The organism is Bartonella sp. SD1336NMGDW, from assembly GCF_042193565.1.
GTDB classification, from domain to species: domain Bacteria; phylum Pseudomonadota; class Alphaproteobacteria; order Rhizobiales; family Rhizobiaceae; genus Bartonella; species Bartonella grahamii.
This window is the reverse complement of record NZ_JBHILW010000002.1, coordinates 50973-75709: the sequence shown is the minus strand read 5'-3', so window position 1 is coordinate 75709 and position 24737 is coordinate 50973. Positions and strand designations below refer to the sequence as shown.

Genomic DNA, 24737 nt, shown 5'->3' with positions numbered 1-24737 from the left:
ATAGGCTTTCGCATTGTTTATTAATTCTCATCAACAACTTAAAATATACTCTTTCTTTCATAAAAACAATGATAAGTTAAATGACTGATACATTCTCTTTATAAATTAATCTATCTTTTTTCCGATATCTGCAATCGTACGCAATGAAAGAGAGAAATTAAAGTTTTGCAAGGGTGTTTTCCTGCCTGGATTCGTTACCTGTTGATAACCGAATGTTAACCCGAAACATTCATCTGTATAATTCAAGCTAATTCCTCGCTTTACAAACGTACCAGATACTAAATCATAACCGGCGTTGCTATTAATAGACCAATAATCTGCCAGTTTAAGTCCTGTTTGAAAAGAAATTTCTTGGCGCTCTTGAGGATATTCATAATCTGGTTGCTTTGCGATATAGGCATATTGTAGAGCCGCCCAAAAATTTTGCCATTTTTGTGATGCTTCGATTTCACTACGGCGGATTTTTCCTGTTTTTTTGTCAAAGCGTCCACGCGTTTCTAAGGAAAAACCACTTTTATGGGTCGCACCAAACATTGCAACATAGTCTGAACGTTTTGCCTCTAAGCTAGAATGAATACCGACATTGACAAAGTCCTTTTCTGCAAAAGAATTCTTTCCTGCTAGATGAAAGGATTGTCCAACAAGAGCATAAAGAGACCAATTGTCATTAAAGCTTCCAGAATATCTTAGACCTATATTGGCTCGTGTGCCACCTTCTACACGATCATAACCAGAAAATTTGTCTCGTTTAAAGAGAGTGGTTGCATCAAAGACAAAGCTTTGAGCATCTTCATTAGGAATTTGTCCAATATATTGTTCATTATTGCGTATAAAAATTTGTGCGGTTGGTTCTATAATATGTGTAGAATGATCAGCTGTAATGAGGAAGGGATAGCGTAGTTCCAAGCCTGCTGTTGCCATGCCACGAATTGTTGAACCATGAATTGCGGATAAGGCATTGTTTTCTGTAGAATCTGTATAATTTTCGCTTGCATTGGTTGTAATAATATCAGCTCGTAGAGAGAGAAGAGGGGTTAATATGAGGCCATTGTGCGTGTTGAAGCGCTTTTTCCACTGAAGCTCGTTTGTTAAACGCAAACTATTTCCAGCCATACCAGAAAGTCTTACTATGTTGAGAGGGTTTCCCTTCTGGTCGTGTGAACTGAAGTCAGCATGACGACGATAAATTGATTGTATATTACTATGGAAGGTAAGCTCCCCATTATAAATGGGTTCATCTGGTGTGAAAAAATAATCGATGCGCGGTAGGACCCAAGCTTGCCGAGAGTGACGTTCATAATGAGGATCATTCAATAATGAATCTTGAACTTTAAAATGATAAAAATGCATATCAAAATATTTTTTTCCTGCAAGACCATTCAGATAGATCTGAGAAAGTTGTGTAGGATTGCTATAGTTTTCAAGTTTATAGGCACGACTAAAATGCCGATCTGATTGTGCAAGAATATCCCATCCATAAGTCCAGTGTGAATTAATACGAAAGTCCCCTTTTGTTGCCAGCATATAACGGTTTTTATGCTGTGCATCAATCGTATCATTATCAAATCTATGCTGTTTCATTTGGTATATATGAGCAAAGCGAATATTATAACTGCCCATTTTTAAACGTTGACGCCATTCCCCTTCGGTTAAAAGCCCTTGTTGGGTATAAACGGTAGAAGAAAGGGTAAAATCATAGTGAGGGGCGAGATTCCAAAAATAAGAATTCTTTATCCCCATACCGAGATAATCAGTATAAAAAAAATGAGGAGTAAGCAGACCGCTAGCACGCCTGACAGTTGGATCATAGATCTCAAAATTTGGAAATTTTATAATCGGGACACCAAAAACTTCAAAACTGCTATTTTCAAACCGAATTTTTTTGATACTATTATTCCATATGATCTTTCTTGCTTTAATTTTCCATAGGACGTCTCTATCTGGTTTATAAGAGCAAGGTTCACAGGCTGTATAGGTTGCATTTTCAAAGACTGTTATGTGATTGTTTTTGCGTGTAGCATTTTGGGCTGAAAAGTGAACATTGTTGGCTGTATCAATACGTAAGGCGTTTACAAAACCCTCGCCAAGATCTTTGGTCATATCAATTTGGTTGGAATAAATTTTATTACCATCCTTTTGAGTAATTTCAACGTTCCCTTGTGCTATAAGCCGTCCTGTTTTTTGATTGTAAATAATTTTTTGAGCGACAACTTTATTGCCATCATATTCGATTTGGACATTACCTTGTGCAGAAACAGTGTTTTCATCACGATTGTAGATGAGTTCATCCGCAGAGAGCAAAAGAGGACGTTCCGGATTTTGAATGCGACTTTGAGAAGGAGACATAAGGCTTTGAGCGTGCGCACAATAAGACAAAGCGCCTCCTAAAATAACCCCCATAACACTTTTAAAAGCGAGAGCACTTAATTTTGTTAAAATAATTTTTTTAAGCGTTAATGCTTTCACTTAGCCATCCTCTTTATGCAGTAAAAAAGAGATTCCTAAGAATAACGCAATAACAACGGGTGTCCAAGCTGCAATAATTGGTGGAATATATCCAGCATTACCAAATGCTTGAACGAGTACGGAAATAACATAAAGCATAAACCCGGCTATTACGCCACCAAGAATCAACTTTCTAGATTGCCCAAAACGTGTAAAATTTAAAGATACAGTTGCTGCAATGAGGGTCATTGCCACAAGCAATGCCGGTAATGCAATCAAAGATTGGAAATACATATCAAAATTATTAGCAGAATAGCCAAATGAACGTGCAATCATAATTTTTTTTGGCAGTTGATAAAATGGAATAGTCGCGGGATTCACTAAACGTTCCGTTAAAAATTCAGGTTTTAGATTAGTTTTTATTTGCAACACGGCAAATTTTTCAGGAGGATGCCCTATTTTATAGATTGTTCCATTTGTTAATAGCCAAGATCCATTAGTCAAGGTTGCTTTTGGGGTATTAATCCAATTTTTGACGGTTGCGTTGTCCTTGTATTGTACAAAGGTTGCATCGAGAAGAGAAAGTCCTTGGTCAGTGATAAATTTAGCACCAATGGTTGTTCTGCCTAAATTTGTACGTTGTGTTAACCAGTGGATACCTGTATTATGAAAAGGTGTTAGTACATTGTTATTGCGCCATTCAGTCATCTTTTTTTCTGCTTGAGAAAATCCCCATGCAGCAAGTGGATTAATGAGAAGAATTGAAAATAATCCCAAAAGAAAAGCTCCCAAACAGGCTGGCATAAGAAATTGCCATGCCGAAACACCGATTGAACGAGTCACCACAAGTTCAAGTTTTTTGTTGAGCGAGATAAGTGTTGCCATTGCAGAAAAGAGTGCAATGAAAGGGATGAGTTGTTGCATGATAAAAGGGATGCGTAAAACAGAGAGGAAAAATGCATCTTTTGCTGTATGATGCGGAATGGAGGATAGCCTGCCGGAGTTCTCTGTGAAATCGATTAAAAGAGCAAGAACAAAAATGCTTCCCCAGAAATAACAAGTTATTTTAAGATAACGTATAAAAAAGTATCGTCCAAGTGTCCACCCAATCATGATATTTCATCCGAGGAATCTTGAGATTTTCGATGTTCAAATTTGTTCATTACTTTTTGAAAAGCGATTTGAATAATCTCATTAACTTTTGTAGGGAGCCCAATTTTATGATTCGTTAAAAGCATAAAAAAGACAAATGCACTTGTTCCTATGGGCATAATATAAAGGAGAGGAACGTATGCAAGATCGTTCTTTGCTTTTTCTGCGAAAAAATATCCTATCCAATACACCAGAAAAGAAAGGGCAATTGCCGAGAGATTTGCGGAATGACGAGCTTGTCGATGGGAGCGTACATCCCCTGCCGCTGCTAATGCAATAAGTGAAAAAACAATAGGGTAGAGCCATTGTGTTAATCTGCGGTGAAATTCAGCTTTATATTGGAGTGGTTTTCGTTGATAGTAGGGATCTTTTGGATCAGGGTTTTGTAAATAAGAAAGAGACCGATCTTTTGGATAAAGAGTAGGTGCTTTATCACTGGGGATAAACTCCCCTAGGCTAAAAGTGTATGAGCTAAATTGAACGATTGAAACACTGTTATTTTGATGGTTGACTCTTTCTATTTCACCGTTATTGAGAACCAGAAAACTGCCGTTTTTATTGCTCACAATGGATGCGTCTGTTGCATAATAAAAAAGATCAGTCTTAGGATCACGCTGGTCGGCAATGAAAAGGCGTTCAAGTGTTCCATTTGGATTTCGTTCGCCAATTTCTATGTAAAGGTTATTGGCGAGTTTTTGAAAGCTTCCTTCACTAATGAATAGATTAATAAGATCAAAATGAGCGCTTGCTAGCATTTGTCGCATATGAAGACGCGCTTGAGGAACAACAAAATTAGCTATAGAAAAGGAGATACAGGATGTAACAATAGCAAGAAGAAGGATAGGTTTCCAAACAGTACTTTTAGGAAAACCAGAGGCATTTATGACAGCAAGTTCTGAGTCTTGATGCATTGCTGAGAGGATGGTTGTAACTGCGATCACTAATGCAAATGGAATGACAAGAAAAATAACAGAAGGAACCAATGAGAGTGAAAATTGTAAGACTGTGAGGAGTGTTTGTTTGCTTGTTGTGAGAAAGTTTATCCGTGCGAGAATTTGTACTGTCCAACTAACGCCCACTGCTGCAATCATGACAGAACTAAACAAAACAAGGACACGTTTCAGGATGTAGAACTCAATAATACGCATAAATTGGGGAAAATCCTCAGCCTTTAATTCGATAGCAAATATTTTTACTGCTTTCGGTTAAAATGTAATAAAGTTTGAAAAAATATCCTTCCATGAATTGGATATTTTAACTAAATAAATAATATAAAATTGCCTATGAGTTCCTCTTTAAATTTTCCGTACATTATATTTTATTTTCAACTATAGTCTACAAAGAATCTAGAAAATAACTTAAAAAACTTTTTTATTAACGTTGAAAATAAAAATTTTTGTCTTTTAAAGACATGTGCAAAAAGATAATGATCTCAATCAAAAAAGAGGGTTTATATCTTGAATCGTTTCCTTTTATATTGGGGGTATGGAAGTTTCTCTAAAAAAGATGTTAGCTTTTTATAAAGAGTGATGAGGGCTTAAGAGGTTGGATATTTTATTCTATCATTTGACGCAGTCAACGCTGAAAGATATTTTGCCAACGCTTGTAGAGCGTGCATTGGCTCGTTTTGGTAAGGTAACAATACAATGTGTAAGTGAAGAACAACGCGATTCTATGGATATGCATTTATGGGTTTATGCGGATGAATCATTTATTGGACATGGAACTGAGTGTGATCAATATTCAAACTTTCAGCCTGTATTTCTGACGACAGGACAAGAAAATCCAAATGATTCAAAGATTCGTTTTCTCATAGAGGGAGCCGTATGTTCGAATATTGATACTTATCAACGGCTTGTTGTGATATTTGATGGTAGAAATGATGAGCAGTTGAGTCTTGTTCGTGCACAGTGGAAAAAATATAAAATGGAAAATCATAATTTAACGTATTGGCAACAGACTGAAGATCGTTGTTGGGAAAAACAGGTTTAATGCGTCTCATCTCTGTTTTTCTGATTTTTATAGGATTGGTAGGAATAGTAAATCCAGCGCTTTTTATTGCGAAAGGATCAGGGGGAGGGCGTTGGGTTTTTATTGTGATTTTTCTTTTAGGCATATTAAAGATATGGTCTACAATTAAAAAAATGAAACGGCATCATGATAATTGATCGAATTTTGCTTGTTTTATGGGCTGTGATATTGGCTTTTTTTTGCGTTTCGTGGTTGGGAACAACACATATCCTATCAGGAATGTTTACTGTTGCTTATATAAGCAATATTGCAGATTTTTTATTTTTCTTTTTAAGCGCTTTGTTCGCGGGAATATTGTGGTGGAAAATACCGCAACCCATGTCTTTAAAAATGAAACTGGCAGCATTTTTGCTGCCAGTACTTATTTTATTCTTCTTTATTATATTTTAGTTGGATATTTCATCATCTGTAAATCCGACGAAGCAAATCAGTGAAATAAAAGAAGCGAGAAGCAAATAATAGCCGATATAAGATGTATCAAAATGCTGTACCAGATATTCTGCAATATAAGGCGCAAGAGAGGCTCCTACGATACCCGATAAGTTGAAAGTAATAGAAGAACCAGTATATCGAATTTCTGTTGGGTATGGTGAAGCCAAAACAGCACCAAGAGGACTGTATATCATCCCCATGATAGACAAACCAATAACAGACATTGCAAGGACTCCTACAACTCCAGAATTTAAGAAATAAGGAATTGCAAAAGAATAGATACCGGTGATGATTGTAACCCAAATCATCAAAGTTCTACGTCTAATACGATCAGCGAGTCTTCCAGTGATGACAGTAAAAATTCCACAGAAAATAGCACCAACAATTTCGACTTGAAGAGCTTGATAAAATGGCAATTGCAGATGGTTTGTTGAGTAGCTTAACAAATAAGCAGTGACCAAGTAAAACAAAACAAATGTTGCCATACCAGAAAATATTCCAAGAAATAAGATTCGTGGACATTTTAAAAAGACATCGATGATAGGAACTTTGACTCGTTCCTTACTTTCAAGAGTTTTTTTGAATTGAACAGTTTCATTGATTGAAAGACGGACCCACAATCCTATAATCATAAAAACAACTGAAGCAATAAAAGGAATGCGCCATCCCCAAGCTAAAAGTTCTTCATGATCAAGGAAATGCAACAGACCTAAATAAACGGCAATAGATAAAAATAAACCGATTGGAACACCCAATTGGGGGAACATCGCGTACCAGCCGCGCTTTTCTGGAGGGGCATTTTCTGTTGCGAGCAAAACAGCTCCTCCCCATTCTCCTCCTAATCCCATTCCCTGTCCAATACGGCACAAGGTCAAGAGGAAAGGGGCAAACCATCCAGCAGTTTCATAAGTAGGAAGAAAACCAATAATGACTGTTGAAAGACCCATCGTGAGAAGAGAAGCAATAAGTGTTGCTTTTCTTCCAACTTTATCTCCAAAATGTCCAAAAACAATTGATCCAAAGGGGCGGGCAAAAAAGGCTGCTCCAAAGATCAGGAAAGATTGTAAAATGGCAATCTGATCATTTTGTGTTGGAAAAAACACATGAGGAAATATGAGAGCTGCGGCAGTGGCAAAGACGTAGAAATCAAAGAATTCAATTGTTGGGCCAATAAGGCTTGCAAACAAAATGCGACGAGGGGAATTTCTGTTGCTTTTACCTTGCATTTCTAAGTTTATAGACATGAATAGAATGTCCCTTTCAGTATATGACAAATCAAATGATGAGTTAACTGACTATAATTATAAAAATTTCAAATCACTGTCGAGTCGATATTATGATGTTTCTTATATATTAGAACAATGGTTATGGCTTGATGAGCATGAATAAGTGTTCTTTAGATTATCCAAGTTAAATAGAATAAAGACACTGTTTTAAATGCTGTAGAGGATGAAATATGTGGATATAAAGGCTGCTCTCATTAATATTACTGTTTCCTTTAATGTTTAATGCCATTTTTATCTATTGAGGGATCAATCTTATTTATAGATCAGCCTTTGGTATCTCAAAAATATTTTTCATAGATGTAATTATAACACTTTTTAAGCGTATCTGAAAGAAATTAAATCTTTTAGTTGTGCATGTATTTTAAAACACAGGATGTATATTTGATCTGTCAGAGTTTAGTCCATCGAATGCTTTATCATCTTAAAAAAACATGAGGTTGAGCAATTGCATTGAGTTGTTTTGGTCTATGCACTTTTTTCTAAATAGGGAAACTTAAATTTGAAATTATGGAGTGTGAATAATGCAACGCAAATTTAAATTAAGTTTTTATGCATTAATGACCAGCAGTTTTTTTGTCAAGATTGCGAGTGCAGATGGAGTAGCGACACCAAAAGAAAAGTTATTAACACCAGTAAGTATCAGTGAACATCTAGAAGAGACAAAAAAAATGTTATCGGAAGTGAGGGGATTAAAAGAAAAAAAAGGGGGATCAAAAAGGATAGAGAATAAACAGATAGTAGAAGGAAGTAAGTCTTCAGAAGAGGAAAGGAAGAGATTAGAAAGCCTATTCTTTGAAGTACTCACAAATTCAATAATAAGTGATGGTGCTATTGTCTATATTACTAATCGTGACTCTGAAGATTCTGAAATAAATAGCTTTAAATATGAAGATGCAGGCTATTCCATCAATAATACGATTCAAGGAGGTGGAAAACTCTACATTGATGCAGCAAGTGTTAGCAGGGATACGACAATTGAGAGTGGTGGTATTGAATTCGTCCAAAATCTGAGCAGTTCAGAATATGCCACTGTTAAAAAAGGTGGTAAACAAATTGTTGAGAGTGGTGCAAATGCTGAGGGGGCTAAAATCTATGGCGGTGAGCAGATTATTTTTGGTAAAGGGGTCCTTGGAACTGGTTTGTCGCGTAAAGATAAGGAAAGTAGTGCTTATAACACCGAAATTTATGCTGAAGATGGAATCCTAGGACTACAAAGTGTCTATAGTGGGGGGATGGTTGTTGATACAAAGGTTATGAAAGGAGGTGTCCAGAATCTTGATGGTAAAGAGAATTTTAATAACGGATTCTCAGAAGATACTGATACAGCTGATACAGAAAATGAGGATTTTACAATTAATGAGGGGGCTTTTGCACTTAGTACCGAGCTTTTTAAAAATGGTGCGCAGAATATCTTAGCAGGAGGGAATGCGAGCGAAGTTACTTTATATGATAGAGCTACTCAGAAGATATATGATTCTGGATACGCGGATAATCTAACAATTAACCACCAAGCACAATCATGGGTTTTTGCTGGTGCAATATTAGATAAGGATACAAATGTTAATGATTTTGGCAACCTCTATCTTTATGCTGGGAATGGTGAAGCTGTTACGGAAGTAGAAAATCTTATTTTAAATGGAGAAGATGCCAAGCTATACATTATTGCTGTTGAAGATAATGGCAAAAAATCTCAGGTTAATATCCAGAATGTAACTGGAAGTGGCAGGGTTATTTTTACGTCTTCTGGGGCTGATAAGCATTACTCTAAGCTTAATATTGATAATCTATCAGGTTCTTTACATTTTGAGTTGAATGTCAACTTTGCCAAGCATCTTAGTGATTATCTTGTTATTAAAGAAAGTGGTTCAGGTTATCATACAATAAGTATTACTGATTCTGGAGGTGAGGTTATAACCCCTTCCCACAAAAAGCTTAAATTAATTTCTGATCATAGTGGAAACGCTCATTTTACTCTGACAAACAGTTTTGGTGAAAAAATCAGAGCTATTGATGCCGGAACATACATGTACAGTTTGAAACATAGAAAAAATGAGAGCAGTGGTAAAATTTGGTATTTAGACGCGAATTATGCTCTTGATGAGGAAAATACCTCTTTATTTTCTGATTTTAACTTGCAACCATCTGCGATGGCTTCATTATCGAATGATCTCATAGAACGCACAATTGAAAAGGGAATGATTATTACGATTGCTGATCCTAGCTTTGATAGTAACAGTGAGAAAGTTGATAGCAATGGAGAAACTTCAATTAGTAATATAGTTAAAGATGCTGGAAAGCTTTCCGTTTATAACGGTGGTTTTAGCCTGTATACGATAATTCAAAGAGGCGGTACTGAACTTATTAGAACACAGGGTCTTTCACAGGATAGTACAGTTAAGAGAGGGGGAAAACAAAAGGTTGAAGATGGGGGAAAAGCTGAAGGGGCTAAAATTTACGGTGGTGAGCAGTTTGTTTCAGGAAAGTCTAATATCAAAGGTGGGATGGTAAGGAGTAGCGCCTATGACACTGTCGTTTCTGGTAAAAGTGGAGTGCTAGGATACCAGAATGTGTATGATGATGGAGAGGTTTTTAGCACAAAGATCATGGAAGGAGGGGTACAAAATCTTTTTGTGGAAGAAGATCTAGACCATTATAGCAGTTTTGCATTTGATACGAAGATCTTTTCTGGTGGAGAACAACACGTTTTAGCGGGAGGAATCGCGATTGGTGTTCTCTTACAAGGGAATGCTTTTCAAGCAATAGATTTAGGAGGCTATGTAAAAGATTTAACGATTAAGGATCAAGCACAGTCGTGGTTACATTCTGGTGCAACACTAGAAGGAAACACCATGATTCATGATTCTGGACGGATTTATCTTTATGCTGGTGCTGAGCAATCTCATACTGAAGTAGAAAAAATTGTTTTAAATGGCAAAGATACCACATTATACTCTATTGCTTCCAAGATGGATGGTGAAAGCTCTTTGATTGAGGATCTAAGCGGGGATGGACGCGTTGTTTTTACTTCTACCGTGTTTAATCCACATTACTCTAAACTTGAGGTCGGTAATCTTTCAGGTAATTTACATTTTAGGTTTAATACTAATTTTGCAGAACAGCGCGGTGATTATCTTCTTATAAAAAAAGGAGCAGGTCATCACACCATCAGCGTTATCGATTCTGGTGTTGAAATGACCAATTCTCTTCTACAAAATCAGAACTTAGTTTTGGAGCTTGATTTAATTCATGATCAAAGCGGAAATGCGCATTTTACTCTGATAGATTTTTTGGGTGAGGAGATAGCTACTGTTGATAATGGAGTCTACATGTACGCTCTCAAGAAAAGAGATCATAACGGTGGAAAGATTTGGTCTTTATCGACACCATCTACATCGGAAAAAATTTCTACTCCTATCTTTCCTCCATCTCATACGGAGTTGCCTATAGATAACTCTTTTGAGCAAGACAATACTGTTTCTCCTTCGGAAGATTCTAGAGCCAATTCTTATACAGGTGATTTCAATTTTTATGCAGAGGATTTCATTACTGGTCTAGGTGAAAAATTTTTACAAAACTCCATACTCGGTAACAATAGCATAGTTTATATTGTTGGTGATGGAGAAACGGATGATTTTAAATTATCCATTAATAATACAGTTCCAGAAACTGCAACACTCTATGTTAAGAATGGTGGTTTTAGTAAGAATACAACAATTGAAAATGGTGGTTCAGAGATTGTAGGGGAACAGGGTATCTCAGAATTTACGATTATTTACGAGGGTGGAAAACAAAGAGTGGAGGGAGGAGGATCCGCATTGAGAGCTGAAATTTATGGTGGTGAGCAGCTTGTTTTCGGAGATAGTTATGTAAATGGTGAAATTGTGGGAAGTAGCACTTATAACACGACACTTTATGGTCAAGGTGACACGCCGGGACAGCAGAATGTATATGATGATGGGATGGCGGTGGGAACAAAAGTGATGAGTGGAGGAATACAAACTCTTGCTAAATGGTTTGCAGATGATGATAATTTTGTACAAAAAAGTGGTGGCTTAGCCGTGAATACTGAGGTTTTCGCGGGTGGGGTACAGCGGCTGTTAGCAGGGGGAGAGGCGGACATTGTGACTTTACACCGCCATGCTGCTCAAGAAGTTCATGCTGGTAGCATTGTAAAAAATCTAACAATTAAAGAAGGAGCCAATTCATGGGTTTTTGCTGGTGCGATGTTGGAAGAAAAAATAAAGATTCATGATTTTGGACAAGTTCATATTTATGCTGGAAATAATAGCTTTTATACTGAATATAAAAATTCTCAGACAACAGTAGATGATATTAATTTAGAGGGAGAAAACGCTAAATTATACTCTATTTCTACTGGATATGGAAACACAGAAATCTATATTAAGAAGCTAAGCGGTGTGGGAAATATTATTTTTACTTCTACAGAATCCGATTTACATTACTCTAAACTTTATATTGATAATCTTTTTGGGAGTCTACATTTCGATTTTAATGTTAGCCTTGCAGAAGGAGAGGGTGATTATCTCTTTATCAAGAATGGTCGTGGTTCTCACACAATAAGTATTGTAGATTCCGGTATTGAAATTGTTGATCCTTCTTCAACAGAACTTGATTTAATAGTTGATCAAAGTGGAGGAGCACATTTTACTCTGAGAAGCTTTTCTGGTGCAAATGTTAAAACTATTGATGGCGGAATCTATATGTATGGTTTAAAACAGAGAATTGATGAGGATGGGGGTGAAAAAGTTTGGTATTTATCTGCGGTATTTATTGATAATGTTTCATTTCTCAACAGTTTGCCACGTAGTAGGAGTAGATCTGCGTGGCATTTAAATCAAAATCAATCAGTTTCTTCTCTTTCAACTATTACAGTTACAAAAGAGCATGCTATTAAGTTGCTACATCGAAGAGAAAACCGCCAAAACTTAAGGCAAAAATCTCCAGATTCTGTATCTCTAACTGTTTCAACTCTTGGAAGTCAAATTATTGAAGGGGCATATCCAGCAAGTCCTCTTCATTTTTCTGATGGAAAGCAACCTGCTGTTGTTTCAGAATCTTCACAATCGTTAGCCGATCAAATGATTTTGCGTCCAGTTCATAAAGAACAGCCTTCTCCACAATTGAGAGAGACGCTTTCAGTTTCTCACTTTTTAACCACTCCCTCTACAGATGCCGTATTGTCTATGTCTGTGGCTCCAGCGATGGTTTTTCACAATGAAATGCAAACCGTGCGTGCGGGAAGAGGAATTCTAGATAAAAGTAACAAGAATGCAGCTTTATGGACCTATGCGATCAAGTCTAAAGAGAGTATTGCTACAGAGCATATAGATTTTAAGTTGGATCAGACAGGTATTGTTTTAGGGATCAATAGTTTAAGCGAGTGGGAAAATGGAGAATTTTATATAGGTGGTTTTGGCAGTTATGACCGCGCGCGCATTGCGCATGCACGGGGTGGTATAAGCGGTATTAATACTTATGGCATTGGCGCTTATGTTACTTATTTGGATCATAGTGGTTGGTATCTCGATGGTATTTTAAAATATAATCATTATCAGAATACTCTAAAGGCCGTTTCAACGAATGGTTTAGGGATTGAAGGAAGTTATAGGCAATGGGCGGTGGGCACCTCCTTTGAAGCAGGTTATCGACTTAAGACGTCAAAGAGCAGTTGGTTGCAGCCTTATGGACAATTTACATGGTTGCAAGTTGAGGGTAAAGAAATCAAGTTATCAAATGACATGATAGGTGACATGCGTCCATTCACTTCATTACGCAGTGAGGTTGGCATATCTTTAGGATATGAATTTGGTTCTCGTATGGATTCCTCATCACTTGCGTATATTACAGCAGCATGGTTGCGTGAGCATAAAGATGACAACCATACATTGATTAATCAACGGCATTCATTTACCACTGACTTATCGGGTAATGCAGGTAAGTTAGGAATCGGTTTGAGCAGTTTAGTGAGTGAGAAGTTAAAGTTATATGGTGAGGCACATTATGTTAAAGGACGTAAAACAAAACAGTCCCTTCAGGGTATTTTAGGTGTACGCTATAGTTTCTAATTATATGGTTATTTTTTAGTTATCTTTAAATGTATGATTGTTTTTAAAGGTCTTTAATTGAAGGTTCAGAGAACAATTTTTCAGAGCATGCAGCTTCGCTTTTCATGATAAGCTGTATACCCTTATATACTTTATTATGCATTACTTTTTTCTTTGATAAGAAAACTCCGAGGAAATACTAAAGAAGCACTATAAAAACGCCCTTATATTCTTGATCAAAAAAGTATTTAAAAAACTGTAAAGAACAGTTTTTTATGAGATAAGGAGGATTTTTAAGAAGGATTGTTTGCAATCTAAGGTTGAAAATATGTTTTATAGAGCTAATTACGTTTAGTGTCTATGCAGGCGTGAAGGGGGGAGGATATGGCTCTACAATATAAATGGAAACGACATTGTTGGATACTCATGTTGAGCAGCTGTTTTGTGCAAGCTGCTGTTGCAAATGAGGCGGGGGCAGCACTTTTTTGTCAATCTTCAAGTTATGAAAATGGCAAAATATTTCAGGATCAATACAATGAGGATATGAAAACAGGAAGATGCATACTTGGAGCATCTAATGATGTTATTATAAGGGCACGCAATGAATTAGACTTTTTAAAAAATCCTAGCGATTTTACTGAGGATAAGGGCACTCGAGTGTTTGCGAGTCAACAGGAGCTTGACAGCAGTCGTCGTGACAATGTCGGATATGATGTACAAGAAGAAAATATTGCGTTTCTTAAAAAACCTGAACTTATCTCCATTAAAGATGGGGCAATGTTAGAAAATTATATCCTTGATAATGAAGGTAAAGCATACATTTCAAATGATGGTGAGATTAATAGTCCAGGGCGATCCATTAATAACACTGTAAGGAATGGTGCAGAGCTTTATGTGTATGCAGGAGGACTCAGTGAGAATAGTAAAATTGAACATGGTGGAATTGAAAATGTTCAGGCTTTGAAGGGAAAACAAGGCTTTTCGAAAAATGCTGTCGTTAAAGAAGGTGGACAACAAAGTGTTGGAAATGGAGGAAAAGTAGAGGGGACTAAAATTTATGGTGGTGAGCAACTTGTTTTCGGGGAGGGGGATGTTGGAGGAGAGGTTAAAGGGAGTAGTGCTTCTCATACTGTCATTTATGGTCAAGATGAAATACTAGGCCAACAAAAAGTATATGATGGCGGAAAAGTTTGGGATACGAAAGTTATGCGAGGGGGCGTACAAGAGGTTGGAAAAAAATCTCAAAGTGCTAAAAATGGTGGTTTTGCATTTGACACAGAAGTTTTTGGCGGTGGTAAACAGCGTATCTTAAAAGGCGGTAAGGCTATTGGAGTTACTTTAAATGAGAGCGCTATTCAGGAAATATATTCTGATGGATCTGTAAAAAATCTAACAATGAATGATGAAACAAAATCATGGGTGCATGCTGGGGCAACATTAGAAGGCAAGACACAGGTAAATCATTCTGGGCAGATTCATCTTTATGCTGGGAATGATCAACATCGTACCATAGTAGAAGATATTATTTTAAATGGAAAAGATACAAAACTGTATTCTATTACTGATGAGTTTGATGGAAAAAGTTCTTTGATACAAAAATTAAGTGGTGAAGGGAGTGTTATTTTTTCGTTTACAGGTTCTGATCCATATTATTCTCAGCTTCATGTGAATAATCTTTCAGGAAATTTACATTTCGCGTTCAATACGACGATTGCTCATAACCGTGGTGATTATCTCTTGGTTGAGAAAGGCGCTGGGAAACATACAATAAGTGTTGCTGATTCTGGAGTTGAAATCACGGATCCTTTTTCAAATAAGCGTGATTTAATTAGGGATCAAAGTGGTGGCGCACATTTTACGTTGACAGATCTTAAGGGTGACAAAATTAACGCCATTGATGGTGGAACGTATATGTATGATTTGAAAGAAAGAAAGGATGAAAATGGAAAAGTTTGGTTTTTATCGGCAGACCGCCTCAGTGGACCAGAGCCTTCTATGCCAAATCCGACAGATCCTTTTTTTCCTGGTGAAACATCAACAACCCCCTCTACAGATGCAGTGTTAACGTTGTCCGTAGTTCCTGGACTTATTTTTAATAATGAGTTGCAAGTTGTACGGAATGGTAGAAAAATTTGGGACAGAAATAAGAAAGATATCGAACTATGGACTTATGGGATTAAGAGTAGAGAACGTGTTGCGACAGGCCATACACACTTTAAGCTTGGGCAGACAGGTTTAGTCTTTGGTGCTGATCAGTTGAGTGAATTAAGGCATGGAGAGTTGTATGTTGGTGGTTTCGGTAGTTATGATCAAGCACGTGTTTCTCATGCACGAGGTGGTGACAGCGATTTGAGCTCTTATAGCATTGGAACTTACGCAACTTATTTTGATCATCGTGGATGGTATATGGATGGTGTTTTGAAATATAATTATTACCGAGATAATTTGAAAGCTATCTCCACGAATGGTTTAGCTATTCAAAGTCATTACAATCAGTGGGCGATAGGTGGGTCATTTGAAATTGGTTGTTATTTTACACCGGCACAGAATACTTGGATGCAGCCTTATATCAAGCTAACAGGTTTGCAGGTTGAAGGTAAAAAAATAAAACTTTCCAATGGAATGATAGGTGATCTAAGTCCATTAACTTCATTCCGCAGTGAAGTTGGATTAACTGCAGGACATGAATTTTTTGTGAATTCAGAAACTTCATTAACAGCTTACATTATGGCAGCTTGGTTGCGTGAGAATATAAATAATAATTATACGACAATTAATAACCAGTATAAATTTATTACAGATTTATCAGGCAGTGCAGGTAAATTGGGAATTGGTTTAAACGGCTCGGTCAATGATAAACTGACACTTTATGCGGAAGCACATTATCTGAAAGGACATAAGATTAAGAATGCTCTTCAAGGTATTTTAGGATTACGCTATAGTTTCTAAATATGTGTGTACACGGCTGATTAACTTTATGAATGTAATTGCTTTGCATGCTTAAACAGATAACGCTCGATTTTGTCTTCTCGAGAGTGTAGAGATCTTCTTAAACAGTAAGGATATTTTTATACTCTCCTTTGAAGGCACGAGCGTTTTTTTCATCTATAACCTCAAATATTGAAAATTGTTCCTTGAACTCAAGTAAACAATTTGAATTTTATTCAGATTTTCTGCCTTAAGTTAGAACTTTCTAGCTGCTTATAGATACACAACTTAAAGTTGTTTATATTAAAAAATACACTTTAAAAGTGTTTTTAAACATAAATAAAACACATTACGATACAATCTAAAGCGAGTTACCTACGTAGCCGTGGGATATTTTTCTAAATAATTGAGAGTGGAGTGTCGATAATGCAGTATAAACATAAATTAAGTTTTTCAGTATTGATGATCAGTAGTTGTCTTGTACAAGTTGCAAATGCAGTTGAAAACAGAAATGGAGAGCTAACAATAGTAGAACATGTAGGAAATGGAGCAGAGATACCAAAAGGTTCAGCACTGATTACAAATAATTTTCCCAGTAGTAAGAGCAAAATTGGAGATGGCAGTGTTGAGATTGTTGAAAATGGAGCAACTTCTATAGATTCTACTATTAAAAAAGGAGGGATGCAAATAGTTACACGCGGAGGAACTGCGATAGGCACCAAAATCCTTGGTGGTAAGCAGTTTATTCATGAAGAAAAAGGTCTTGATCTTACAAGCGTGGAGAGAAAAAGTAGTGCATATAATTCCACAGTTTCAGGTGATGGTGGAGTAGTGGGACAGCAGAACGTGTATGATGGAGCGTGGGTTTGGCATACGAAAGTGGGAGATAACGGAGAACAAAATCTTTATGCGGGACAAAGAAAAGAGGGGGGAAGAGCAATATCTACTGAGGTCTCTGGGAATGGGAGACAGCATGTCTTAGCGCATGCAGGATCTTATGCTACTACTTTGAAGGGACAGGCTATTCAAGTTGTATATCCTCAAGGGGTTGTGAATACTTTAACAATTATGGATTCTGCTAGGTCATGGTTTCACTCTGGTGTTCAAAAAATCGTTGGAGAAGTAAGGGTCAATGATCACGGAGAACTTTATTTATTTGCTGGTGATAGGACAAACCATATCACTAAGAAAAAGATTCCTATAGAGGCAAGAGTTGATGAAACAATATTTGAGGTTGGTGAGCGGAATATAGGAGAAAAACCTCAGATTGAAATTGAAGATTTAGGGGGGCACGGAGGAACTGTTATTTTTACTTCTATCCCGTATGATCCACGACATATTTTACTTCATGTTGAGAAACTTTCAGGGGATTTACATTTTCGATTCAATATTAGTGCTACGGGAGATTTGAATGATTACTTATCAATTGGTAAGGGCGCAGGTAATCACAAAATAAGCGTTGCAGATTCTGGTCGTGAAATTACAGGTTCTCTCTCAAAAAGGAATAGTCTGGTTACTGAACTTCCGTTAATTACTGATAGAAGCCAAGATGGAGGAGCTAATTTTACTCTGGCAGATTTTTTGGGCAAGGACATTACAGCTGTCGATGGTGGAACCTATCAGTATCAATTGCTGAAGAGAGAAAGATGTGCTAGTTCTAGTGGTAGTGCTACAATTTGGTATTTAAGTAGACTTTCTGAAAATGCAGAACATTCTAATACTGAAACACAGTGTGTAAACAAAAAAACAAAGGTCCCTGTTGCATTATCTGATCAAAGTTCTCCTTCTGGAGGAAAAAATACCGGTCCTCGTAAACCTACTAAAAAAGAGCAATCCAAGCCACGTCCTCCACGTCATTTAACAGAAAGACAGAATGTCTCTAGTGTTTCGGTATCTCCCTCTCAAGAAAATCGCACTCATGTGAAGTCTCCTCCAACAAGTTCTCTTCATTTTTCTGATGGAAAGCAACCTGCTGTTGTTTCAGAATCTTCACAATCGTTAGCCGATCAAATGATTTTGCGTCCAGTTCATAAAGAACAGCCTTCTCCACAATTGAGAGAGACGCTTTCAGTTTCTCACTTTTTAACCACTCCCTCTACAGATGCCGTATTGTCTATGTCTGTGGCTCCAGCGATGGTTTTTCACAATGAAATGCAAACCGTGCGTGCGGGAAGAGGAATTCTAGATAAAAGTAACAAGAATGCAGCTTTATGGACCTATGCGATCAAGTCTAAAGAGAGTATTGCTACAGAGCATATAGATTTTAAGTTGGATCAGACAGGTATTGTTTTAGGGATCAATAGTTTAAGCGAGTGGGAAAATGGAGAATTTTATATAGGTGGTTTTGGCAGTTATGACCGCGCGCGCATTGCGCATGCACGGGGTGGTATAAGCGGTATTAATACTTATGGCATTGGCGCTTATGTTACTTATTTGGATCATAGTGGTTGGTATCTCGATGGTATTTTAAAATATAATCATTATCAGAATACTCTAAAGGCCGTTTCAACGAATGGTTTAGGGATTGAAGGAAGTTATAGGCAATGGGCGGTGGGCACCTCCTTTGAAGCAGGTTATCGACTTAAGACGTCAAAGAGCAGTTGGTTGCAGCCTTATGGACAATTTACATGGTTGCAAGTTGAGGGTAAAGAAATCAAGTTATCAAATGACATGATAGGTGACATGCGTCCATTCACTTCATTACGCAGTGAGGTTGGCATATCTTTAGGATATGAATTTGGTTCTCGTATGGATTCCTCATCACTTGCGTATATTACAGCAGCATGGTTGCGTGAGCATAAAGATGACAACCATACATTGATTAATCAACGGCATTCATTTACCACTGACTTATCGGGTAATGCAGGTAAGTTAGGAATCGGTTTGAGCAGTTTAGTGAGTGAGAAGTTAAAGTTATATGGTGAGGTACATTATGTTAAAGGACGTAAAACAAAACAGTCTCTTCAGGGTATTTTAGGTGTACGCTATAGTTTTTAATTATATGGTTATTTTTTGATTGATCTCAATGTGTGTAGAAGGATTTTCAAACCTAGATCGAAGTATCTAGGTTCATCCTCTTTAAAGAAGAAGGCTTTCAAAAAGGTATATATTTTGCATGTTTGGCTTTTCTTATGACTTCAATGATAAATTTGATGAGAGGCATTTAAGATTATACAAGAAGGTTCAATGTTTATTGAGAGTCGGTAGCGCATCTTTATGATGGGATGAGAAATTACAGGTATTTCTATCAAAGTTTTCTTTATAATTCATTCTATATTTTTGGGAATTTGTGTAGATTTTTGCAGAGTCACTTGGCAAATCGCTTCTTGCTCGCTATAGAAATGGCGAGAGAATATTATAAATGAAATAAAGGTGGTTAAATGGCTTTAGAGCGTACTTTTTCGATGATTAAACCAGATGCAACCCGTCGTAATTTGACTGGCGCAATTACTAAAATGCTTGAGGATGCGGAGCTGCGTGTTATTGCGTCTAAACGTGTCTGGATGAGCAAACGTGAGGCTGAAAATTTTTATGCTGTTCATAAAGAACGCCCTTTTTTTAGTGAATTGGTTGAATTCATGTCTTCTGGTCCAACTGTTGTACAAGTTTTGGAAGGCGAAAATGCAATAGCTAAAAACCGTGAAGTAATGGGGGCTACGAATCCTAGTGATGCAGAAGAAGGGACAATTCGTAAGGTTCATGCTTTATCGATTGGCGAAAATTCTGTCCATGGATCCGATGGCGCTGAAACGGCAAAAACAGAAATCGCCTTTTGGTTTTCTGAGGTAGAAATTGTTGGTTAATCAAGAGTTTATAAGAAGCAAAAATCCGAAACACTATATTTCGGTTTTTTGCTTATGAGATTATAGACTTTTTTGAAAGCATAGGGAGCATTCATCGTTGTTAGCATTTAATATTGCAGCTGCTTTTGCAAGAATATAAAATCTATTTACTCTTTTTTTGAAGAGCTTTTATCTACATGCCACCCTTACTTGTAATGTGCAAAAGAGCGTTTTATTGATTTATCATTAATAGATTTAAAATGAATCAATTTTATGCTATTTTCGTCTTTTATTTAAGTGCAAAAAGATAAATTATCATTATAAATCTCCATACTATTCATAGGATAACGTGTTTTAAACCTGCACGAAAATAATCCCATCCTGTCCACAATGTAAGGAGGGCAGAAATCCACAGCATAGTAATGCCGAACTCTATTGTGTAAGGGAAAATTTTATTACCGGCTGGTCCAGCTAAAAGAAATACAATAGCGATCATCTGTACAAAAGTTTTCCATTTTGCAAGACGAGAGACAGGAACACTAACTTTTAACTCAGCCAAATATTCACGTAATCCTGATACAAGAATTTCTCTGCAAAGAATGATAATAGCTGCCCATAGTGTCCACCCAGCGATGGTACTGTCTGCGGCAAGCAAGAGCAAACAAGCAGAGACGAGAAGTTTATCAGCAATTGGATCTAACATGCGACCAATATTGGATGTTTGTTCCCAAATACGAGCAAGGTAACCGTCAAGAAAGTCAGTAATGGATGCAACGATAAAAATGGACACAGCAATCCAGCGAGTGATATCACTTGATTGTAATCGCCCTTCTAAAAAAAAGCATGCAACAACCATTGGGACTGCGACAATTCGTGCATAAGTTAAAATATTTGGAAAAGAAAAAGTATGATTTTTCATGGAGCCATTTTTAATTCTTGTGAAAGAGAATATATTTCCTAAACGTAACAAGGCAAAGGTTATGAAACAAGCCTATTTTTCATGAAAATGGTTATGAATTTTTTGTGCAATTGTCATAGAAATTCCCGTAACTTTTTTTAAATCTTCAAGTGAGGCACTAGCAATAGCCTTGGCACTTCCAAAATGATGAAGCAACGCACGCTTTCTTGTCGGACCGATATTTTCGATTTCATCAAGTGGGTTTTTGAATGTTTCTTTTTTTCGTTTTATCCTATGAGCTCCAATCGCAAAACGGTGTGCTTCATCACGCAGACGTTGCAAAAAATAGAGGATAGGATCACGTGGAGGAAGTGTAAAGGGGGGGATACCTTTTGTAAAAAATCGTTCATGTCCCGCATGGCGGTCAACACCTTTGGCGATTCCAACAACTGTGAAGAGGTCATTTAATTGTAATTCAGCAAGTATTGCATGTACGCTGTTGATTTGTCCTTCACCACCATCGATTAAGATAAGATCAGGCCAAATGGGAAAAAGATCATTATCTTTTATGTCATGACTTCTATTTGACTGATCATGCTCTTTTATAAGGCGTGAAAATCTTCGTTTAATCACTTCTTTCATCATGCCAAAATCATCGCCAGGCGTGATATCTATTGAGCGAATGTTGAATTTGCGATATTGATTTTTAACAAATCCCATTTGACCAGCAACAATCATAGCACCTACAGCATTTGTTCCCATGATATGAGAATTATCATAGACTTCTATCCGGCGTGGAGGAAAAGGTAGTTGGAATGTTTTGGCAAGACCTTGAAGCAATTTTGTATGAGTGGCTGTTTCAGAAAGCTTATGTTTAAGTGCTTCATGAGCATTGAGATAGGCATGATTAACAAGAGTTTTCCGTTCACCTTGTTTGGGTAAAGAGAGAGACACTTTGTGATTTGCTTTGAGACTCAATGCTTCTGTAAGAAGTGTCTTTTCTTCAATTTCTTCAGATAAAAGGATGCTTTTGGGAAGTGGTTTATCATCGTAAAATTGAGCAAGAAAACTCGCTAAAATTTCAGTACAGGAAAAAGAGGGATCTGCTTTAGGAAAATAGGCACGGTTTCCCCAATTTTGCCCCATGCGAAAAAAGAACACTTGAATACAGGTCATTCCTTCTTTTTGCGCAATTGCAAATACATCCGCTTCTTTTATCGTTTGAGGATTAATACCTTGATGGCTTTGTATATGAGAAAGGGCTGATAAGCGGTCACGATAGGAAGCTGCTTGTTCAAAATCAAGATTTTCTGCGGATTTATGCATAGCTTGAACCATATTACTTTTAACAGATTGATCTTTTCCCGAAAGGAACGCTTTTGCTCCCCTCAGCAGTTCTTTATAATCATTGTCACTAATTTCATGGGTACAAGGTGCAGAACATCGCTTAATTTGATAAAGCAAACAGGGGCGTGTACGGTTTTCAAAAACTGAATCAGTACAGGTTCGTAATAAGAAGGCGCGTTGTAAAACATGAACTGTTTGTGTCACTGCACCAGCAGAAGCAAAAGGACCAAAATAGTGAGCTTTTCGTGTTCGGGCACCACGATGTTTGTAAAGTCCAGGCACTCGATGATCATCTGTAATCATAATATAAGGGAAACTTTTATCATCACGTAGTAATACATTAAAATGTGGATGCAATCTTTTTATGAGATTGGCTTCTAAAAGGAGTGCTTCTGTTTCTGTATGGGTGACGATAAATTCCATATGATATGTTGCGCGAATCATGCGGGTAATACGATTATTGTGTCCTTGTTCACGTGTATAGTTTGAAACACGTTTTTTGAGATTACGAGCTTTGCCAATATAGAGAACATCACCATTTTTACCAATCATCCGGTAAACCCCTGGCTTATGCGGGAGGTGTCTAACAAACTCTTGTATGAATTTGACACCTTGGAATTGATTTTTCTCATTATTTTGATTGGCATTATTCCATGTAATGTTAGAGAGAAAAGAAAGCTTTTCCCCTTCATTTTGCGGACAATTTGTATTATTTTTCAGGACCATTCCGTTTATTAAGAATATGCTTGTTGTTTAATATATGAAATATTCTTTTTTATTAAATAATGATTATTTATATCTTTATAATTTTTTCTATCAATAAAATCTTATAGCATAAGAGTATGATTTTAGAGAGCCGATCTTTTATAAAAAATATAAGAGTTGTTATTCTAAAATAGTTTTATGAATTTGCTCAATTTATCCATTAAAATGATTGGAATAGGAAATCTATAATGATTAAGAGGATAGACTTTCTAAAAGGGAAAAAATTAATTCACGCTGATCGTTGTTAGCATATCATTATAACATGTTGATATTATTCAAAAAATCAAAGAACTTTATCATTTAATGCGTTTGTATCTTACAACATGATATTTGATTTAGAAAAAATATAGAGAAAGATTTAACATAATAGATGTTCTTTTTGAAGCCACTTATGCGTTATTTGGGCATTTTCATCTTGTCCCAGACGGTTGATAAGAAAGGGGCTGAGTTTTTTCATTTCTTCTTCCAAAAGATAAGGAGGGTTAATAATAATCATACCACTTCCATTCATTGTCGGTGGACTTGAGCTTTTTCGGATACGCATTTCAAGCTGTAGAATCTTAGGAATTCTAGTTTGATAAAGCGCGTGAAGAAAACTTTCAATTTCTTTATCATATTTAACAGGATACCATAAAGCGTAGATCCCTCCAGAAAAGCGACGATAGGCTTTCATTAATCCCTCAATAAGGCGGGAAAATTCTCCAGTTTTTTCAAAGGGAGGGTCAACAAGGATAAAGCCACGTTTTTCTTTTGGTGGTACATGAGCGTTCAAGGAAAGCCAACCATCTAAATGCAGAACTTTTGTCTGATAATCTCCGGCAAAGTTTTTTGCTAAAATATGATAATCTTCGTTGTGCAATTCTATTGCGGTGAGGCGATCTTGTTTCCGTAATAATTGACGAATAAGAACAGGAGATCCAGGATAAAATACAATTTCTTTTTCCCCTTTATTAAGGGCATCAATGATATCACACCATGGACAAAGGAGTGCTCTTAAATCTTCTGGGATAGGAGTTGAAAAAAGCCGTTGGACACCTTCGCGCCACTCTCCTGTTTTATGTGCTTCTAAAGAAGAAAGGTCATAAATACCGATTCCAGCATGCGTATCTATAACGCGAAAAGCTTTTTCTTTGCGTTTGAGATATTCTACAATGCGAGTGACAATAATGTGTTTAAAAACATCAGCAAAATTGCCAGCATGATAAATATGCCGATAATTCATGGAATAAACTCTATCATATGTATAACTGTACCGGATTATTAGCATAGAATATTAGAATTGATATCCATAAAAATACTCTTATAGAAATCAAATAATACCCTCACTCCCAAATAATACCCTACAGAAAAATATTAATGTCATAGGAGCATTTATTCACTGGGCTATTTTCATATTATGAGATTCATCATTAAGATCTTAAATTTTTTTATATGAAAAATAGATAGGGAGAGGGCAAACATTTCAATAGAGATAGTTATGTTGTAAGAGAAGTTTCTTATGATCGCGGACTCTTTCAGGAAAACTATAAAAGACAAGCAATTAACGAGAATATTAGTGAAGTTTGTTAAAAAATTTAAGGTTATCTTTCAAATTCATTCATAAATT

At 36.7% G+C, this 24737-nt stretch carries 13 protein-coding genes; 6 read left to right on the top strand and 7 right to left on the bottom strand.

Going from position 1 to position 24737, the window contains the following annotated elements:
* Window positions 1-105 precede the first annotated feature (105 nt).
* The 3 genes from ACFIKH_RS02205 to lptF are packed head-to-tail and all read right to left on the bottom strand — an operon-like array spanning window position 106 to window position 4745.
* Window positions 106-2466, bottom strand: a complete 2361-nt coding sequence (locus tag ACFIKH_RS02205) for an LPS-assembly protein LptD (RefSeq protein WP_375670185.1) — start codon at window positions 2464-2466, stop codon at window positions 106-108.
* The gene (lptG, locus tag ACFIKH_RS02200; protein WP_375653293.1) at window positions 2467-3558 is read right to left on the bottom strand and encodes an LPS export ABC transporter permease LptG; all 1092 of its coding nucleotides are present in this window, start codon (window positions 3556-3558) and stop codon (window positions 2467-2469) included.
* Complete coding sequence (gene lptF / locus ACFIKH_RS02195) at window positions 3555-4745, bottom strand: LPS export ABC transporter permease LptF (protein ID WP_375653297.1); 1191 nt, start codon at window positions 4743-4745, stop codon at window positions 3555-3557. Before lptF ends, lptG begins: the two co-directional genes overlap by 4 nt.
* A gap of 397 nt (window positions 4746-5142) precedes the next feature.
* Between lptF and ACFIKH_RS02190 the strand changes: the two genes are divergently transcribed.
* Both ACFIKH_RS02190 and ACFIKH_RS02185 read left to right on the top strand, forming a co-directional pair.
* On the top strand, window positions 5143-5589 hold the full coding sequence (locus ACFIKH_RS02190; protein WP_330167384.1) for a DNA polymerase III subunit chi: 447 nt from the start codon (window positions 5143-5145) through the stop codon (window positions 5587-5589).
* Between the two features lie 165 nt (window positions 5590-5754).
* Window positions 5755-6018 (top strand): hypothetical protein, encoded by a 264-nt coding sequence (locus tag ACFIKH_RS02185; RefSeq protein ID WP_012754973.1) that lies wholly within the window; start codon window positions 5755-5757, stop codon window positions 6016-6018.
* Here the strand turns inward: ACFIKH_RS02185 and ACFIKH_RS02180 are convergent.
* On the bottom strand, window positions 6015-7304 hold the full coding sequence (locus ACFIKH_RS02180) for an MFS transporter (RefSeq protein WP_375625008.1): 1290 nt from the start codon (window positions 7302-7304) through the stop codon (window positions 6015-6017). The genes ACFIKH_RS02185 and ACFIKH_RS02180 overlap by 4 nt on opposite strands.
* A gap of 563 nt (window positions 7305-7867) precedes the next feature.
* On the opposite strand from ACFIKH_RS02180, the gene bafA (ACFIKH_RS02175) reads away from it, so the two are divergent.
* The 4 genes from bafA (ACFIKH_RS02175) (at window position 7868) to ndk (ending at window position 20142) form a co-directional block, all read left to right on the top strand.
* Window positions 7868-13432, top strand: coding sequence for a BafA family autotransporter (gene bafA, locus ACFIKH_RS02175; RefSeq protein WP_375670895.1), 5565 nt, complete (start codon window positions 7868-7870; stop codon window positions 13430-13432).
* 363 nt (window positions 13433-13795) lie between these two features.
* The gene (gene bafA / locus ACFIKH_RS02170) at window positions 13796-16360 is read left to right on the top strand and encodes a BafA family autotransporter (RefSeq protein WP_375670893.1); all 2565 of its coding nucleotides are present in this window, start codon (window positions 13796-13798) and stop codon (window positions 16358-16360) included.
* A gap of 405 nt (window positions 16361-16765) precedes the next feature.
* Window positions 16766-19336, top strand: a complete 2571-nt coding sequence (bafA, locus tag ACFIKH_RS02165) for a BafA family autotransporter (RefSeq protein ID WP_375670891.1) — start codon at window positions 16766-16768, stop codon at window positions 19334-19336.
* A gap of 383 nt (window positions 19337-19719) precedes the next feature.
* On the top strand, window positions 19720-20142 hold the full coding sequence (gene ndk, locus ACFIKH_RS02160; RefSeq protein ID WP_375670889.1) for a nucleoside-diphosphate kinase: 423 nt from the start codon (window positions 19720-19722) through the stop codon (window positions 20140-20142).
* A 316-nt stretch (window positions 20143-20458) separates the two neighbouring features.
* Here ndk and pgsA read toward each other — a convergent pair whose 3' ends face one another.
* The 3 genes from pgsA to ACFIKH_RS02145 form a co-directional block, all read right to left on the bottom strand.
* Window positions 20459-21040, bottom strand: coding sequence for a CDP-diacylglycerol--glycerol-3-phosphate 3-phosphatidyltransferase (gene pgsA / locus ACFIKH_RS02155; protein WP_375625003.1), 582 nt, complete (start codon window positions 21038-21040; stop codon window positions 20459-20461).
* Window positions 21041-21112: 72 nt separating this feature from the next.
* Complete coding sequence (gene uvrC, locus ACFIKH_RS02150; RefSeq protein WP_375670887.1) at window positions 21113-23092, bottom strand: excinuclease ABC subunit UvrC; 1980 nt, start codon at window positions 23090-23092, stop codon at window positions 21113-21115.
* Between the two features lie 397 nt (window positions 23093-23489).
* Window positions 23490-24353 (bottom strand): 23S rRNA (adenine(2030)-N(6))-methyltransferase RlmJ, encoded by an 864-nt coding sequence (locus ACFIKH_RS02145; RefSeq protein WP_375648430.1) that lies wholly within the window; start codon window positions 24351-24353, stop codon window positions 23490-23492.
* Window positions 24354-24737: the final 384 nt, after the last annotated feature.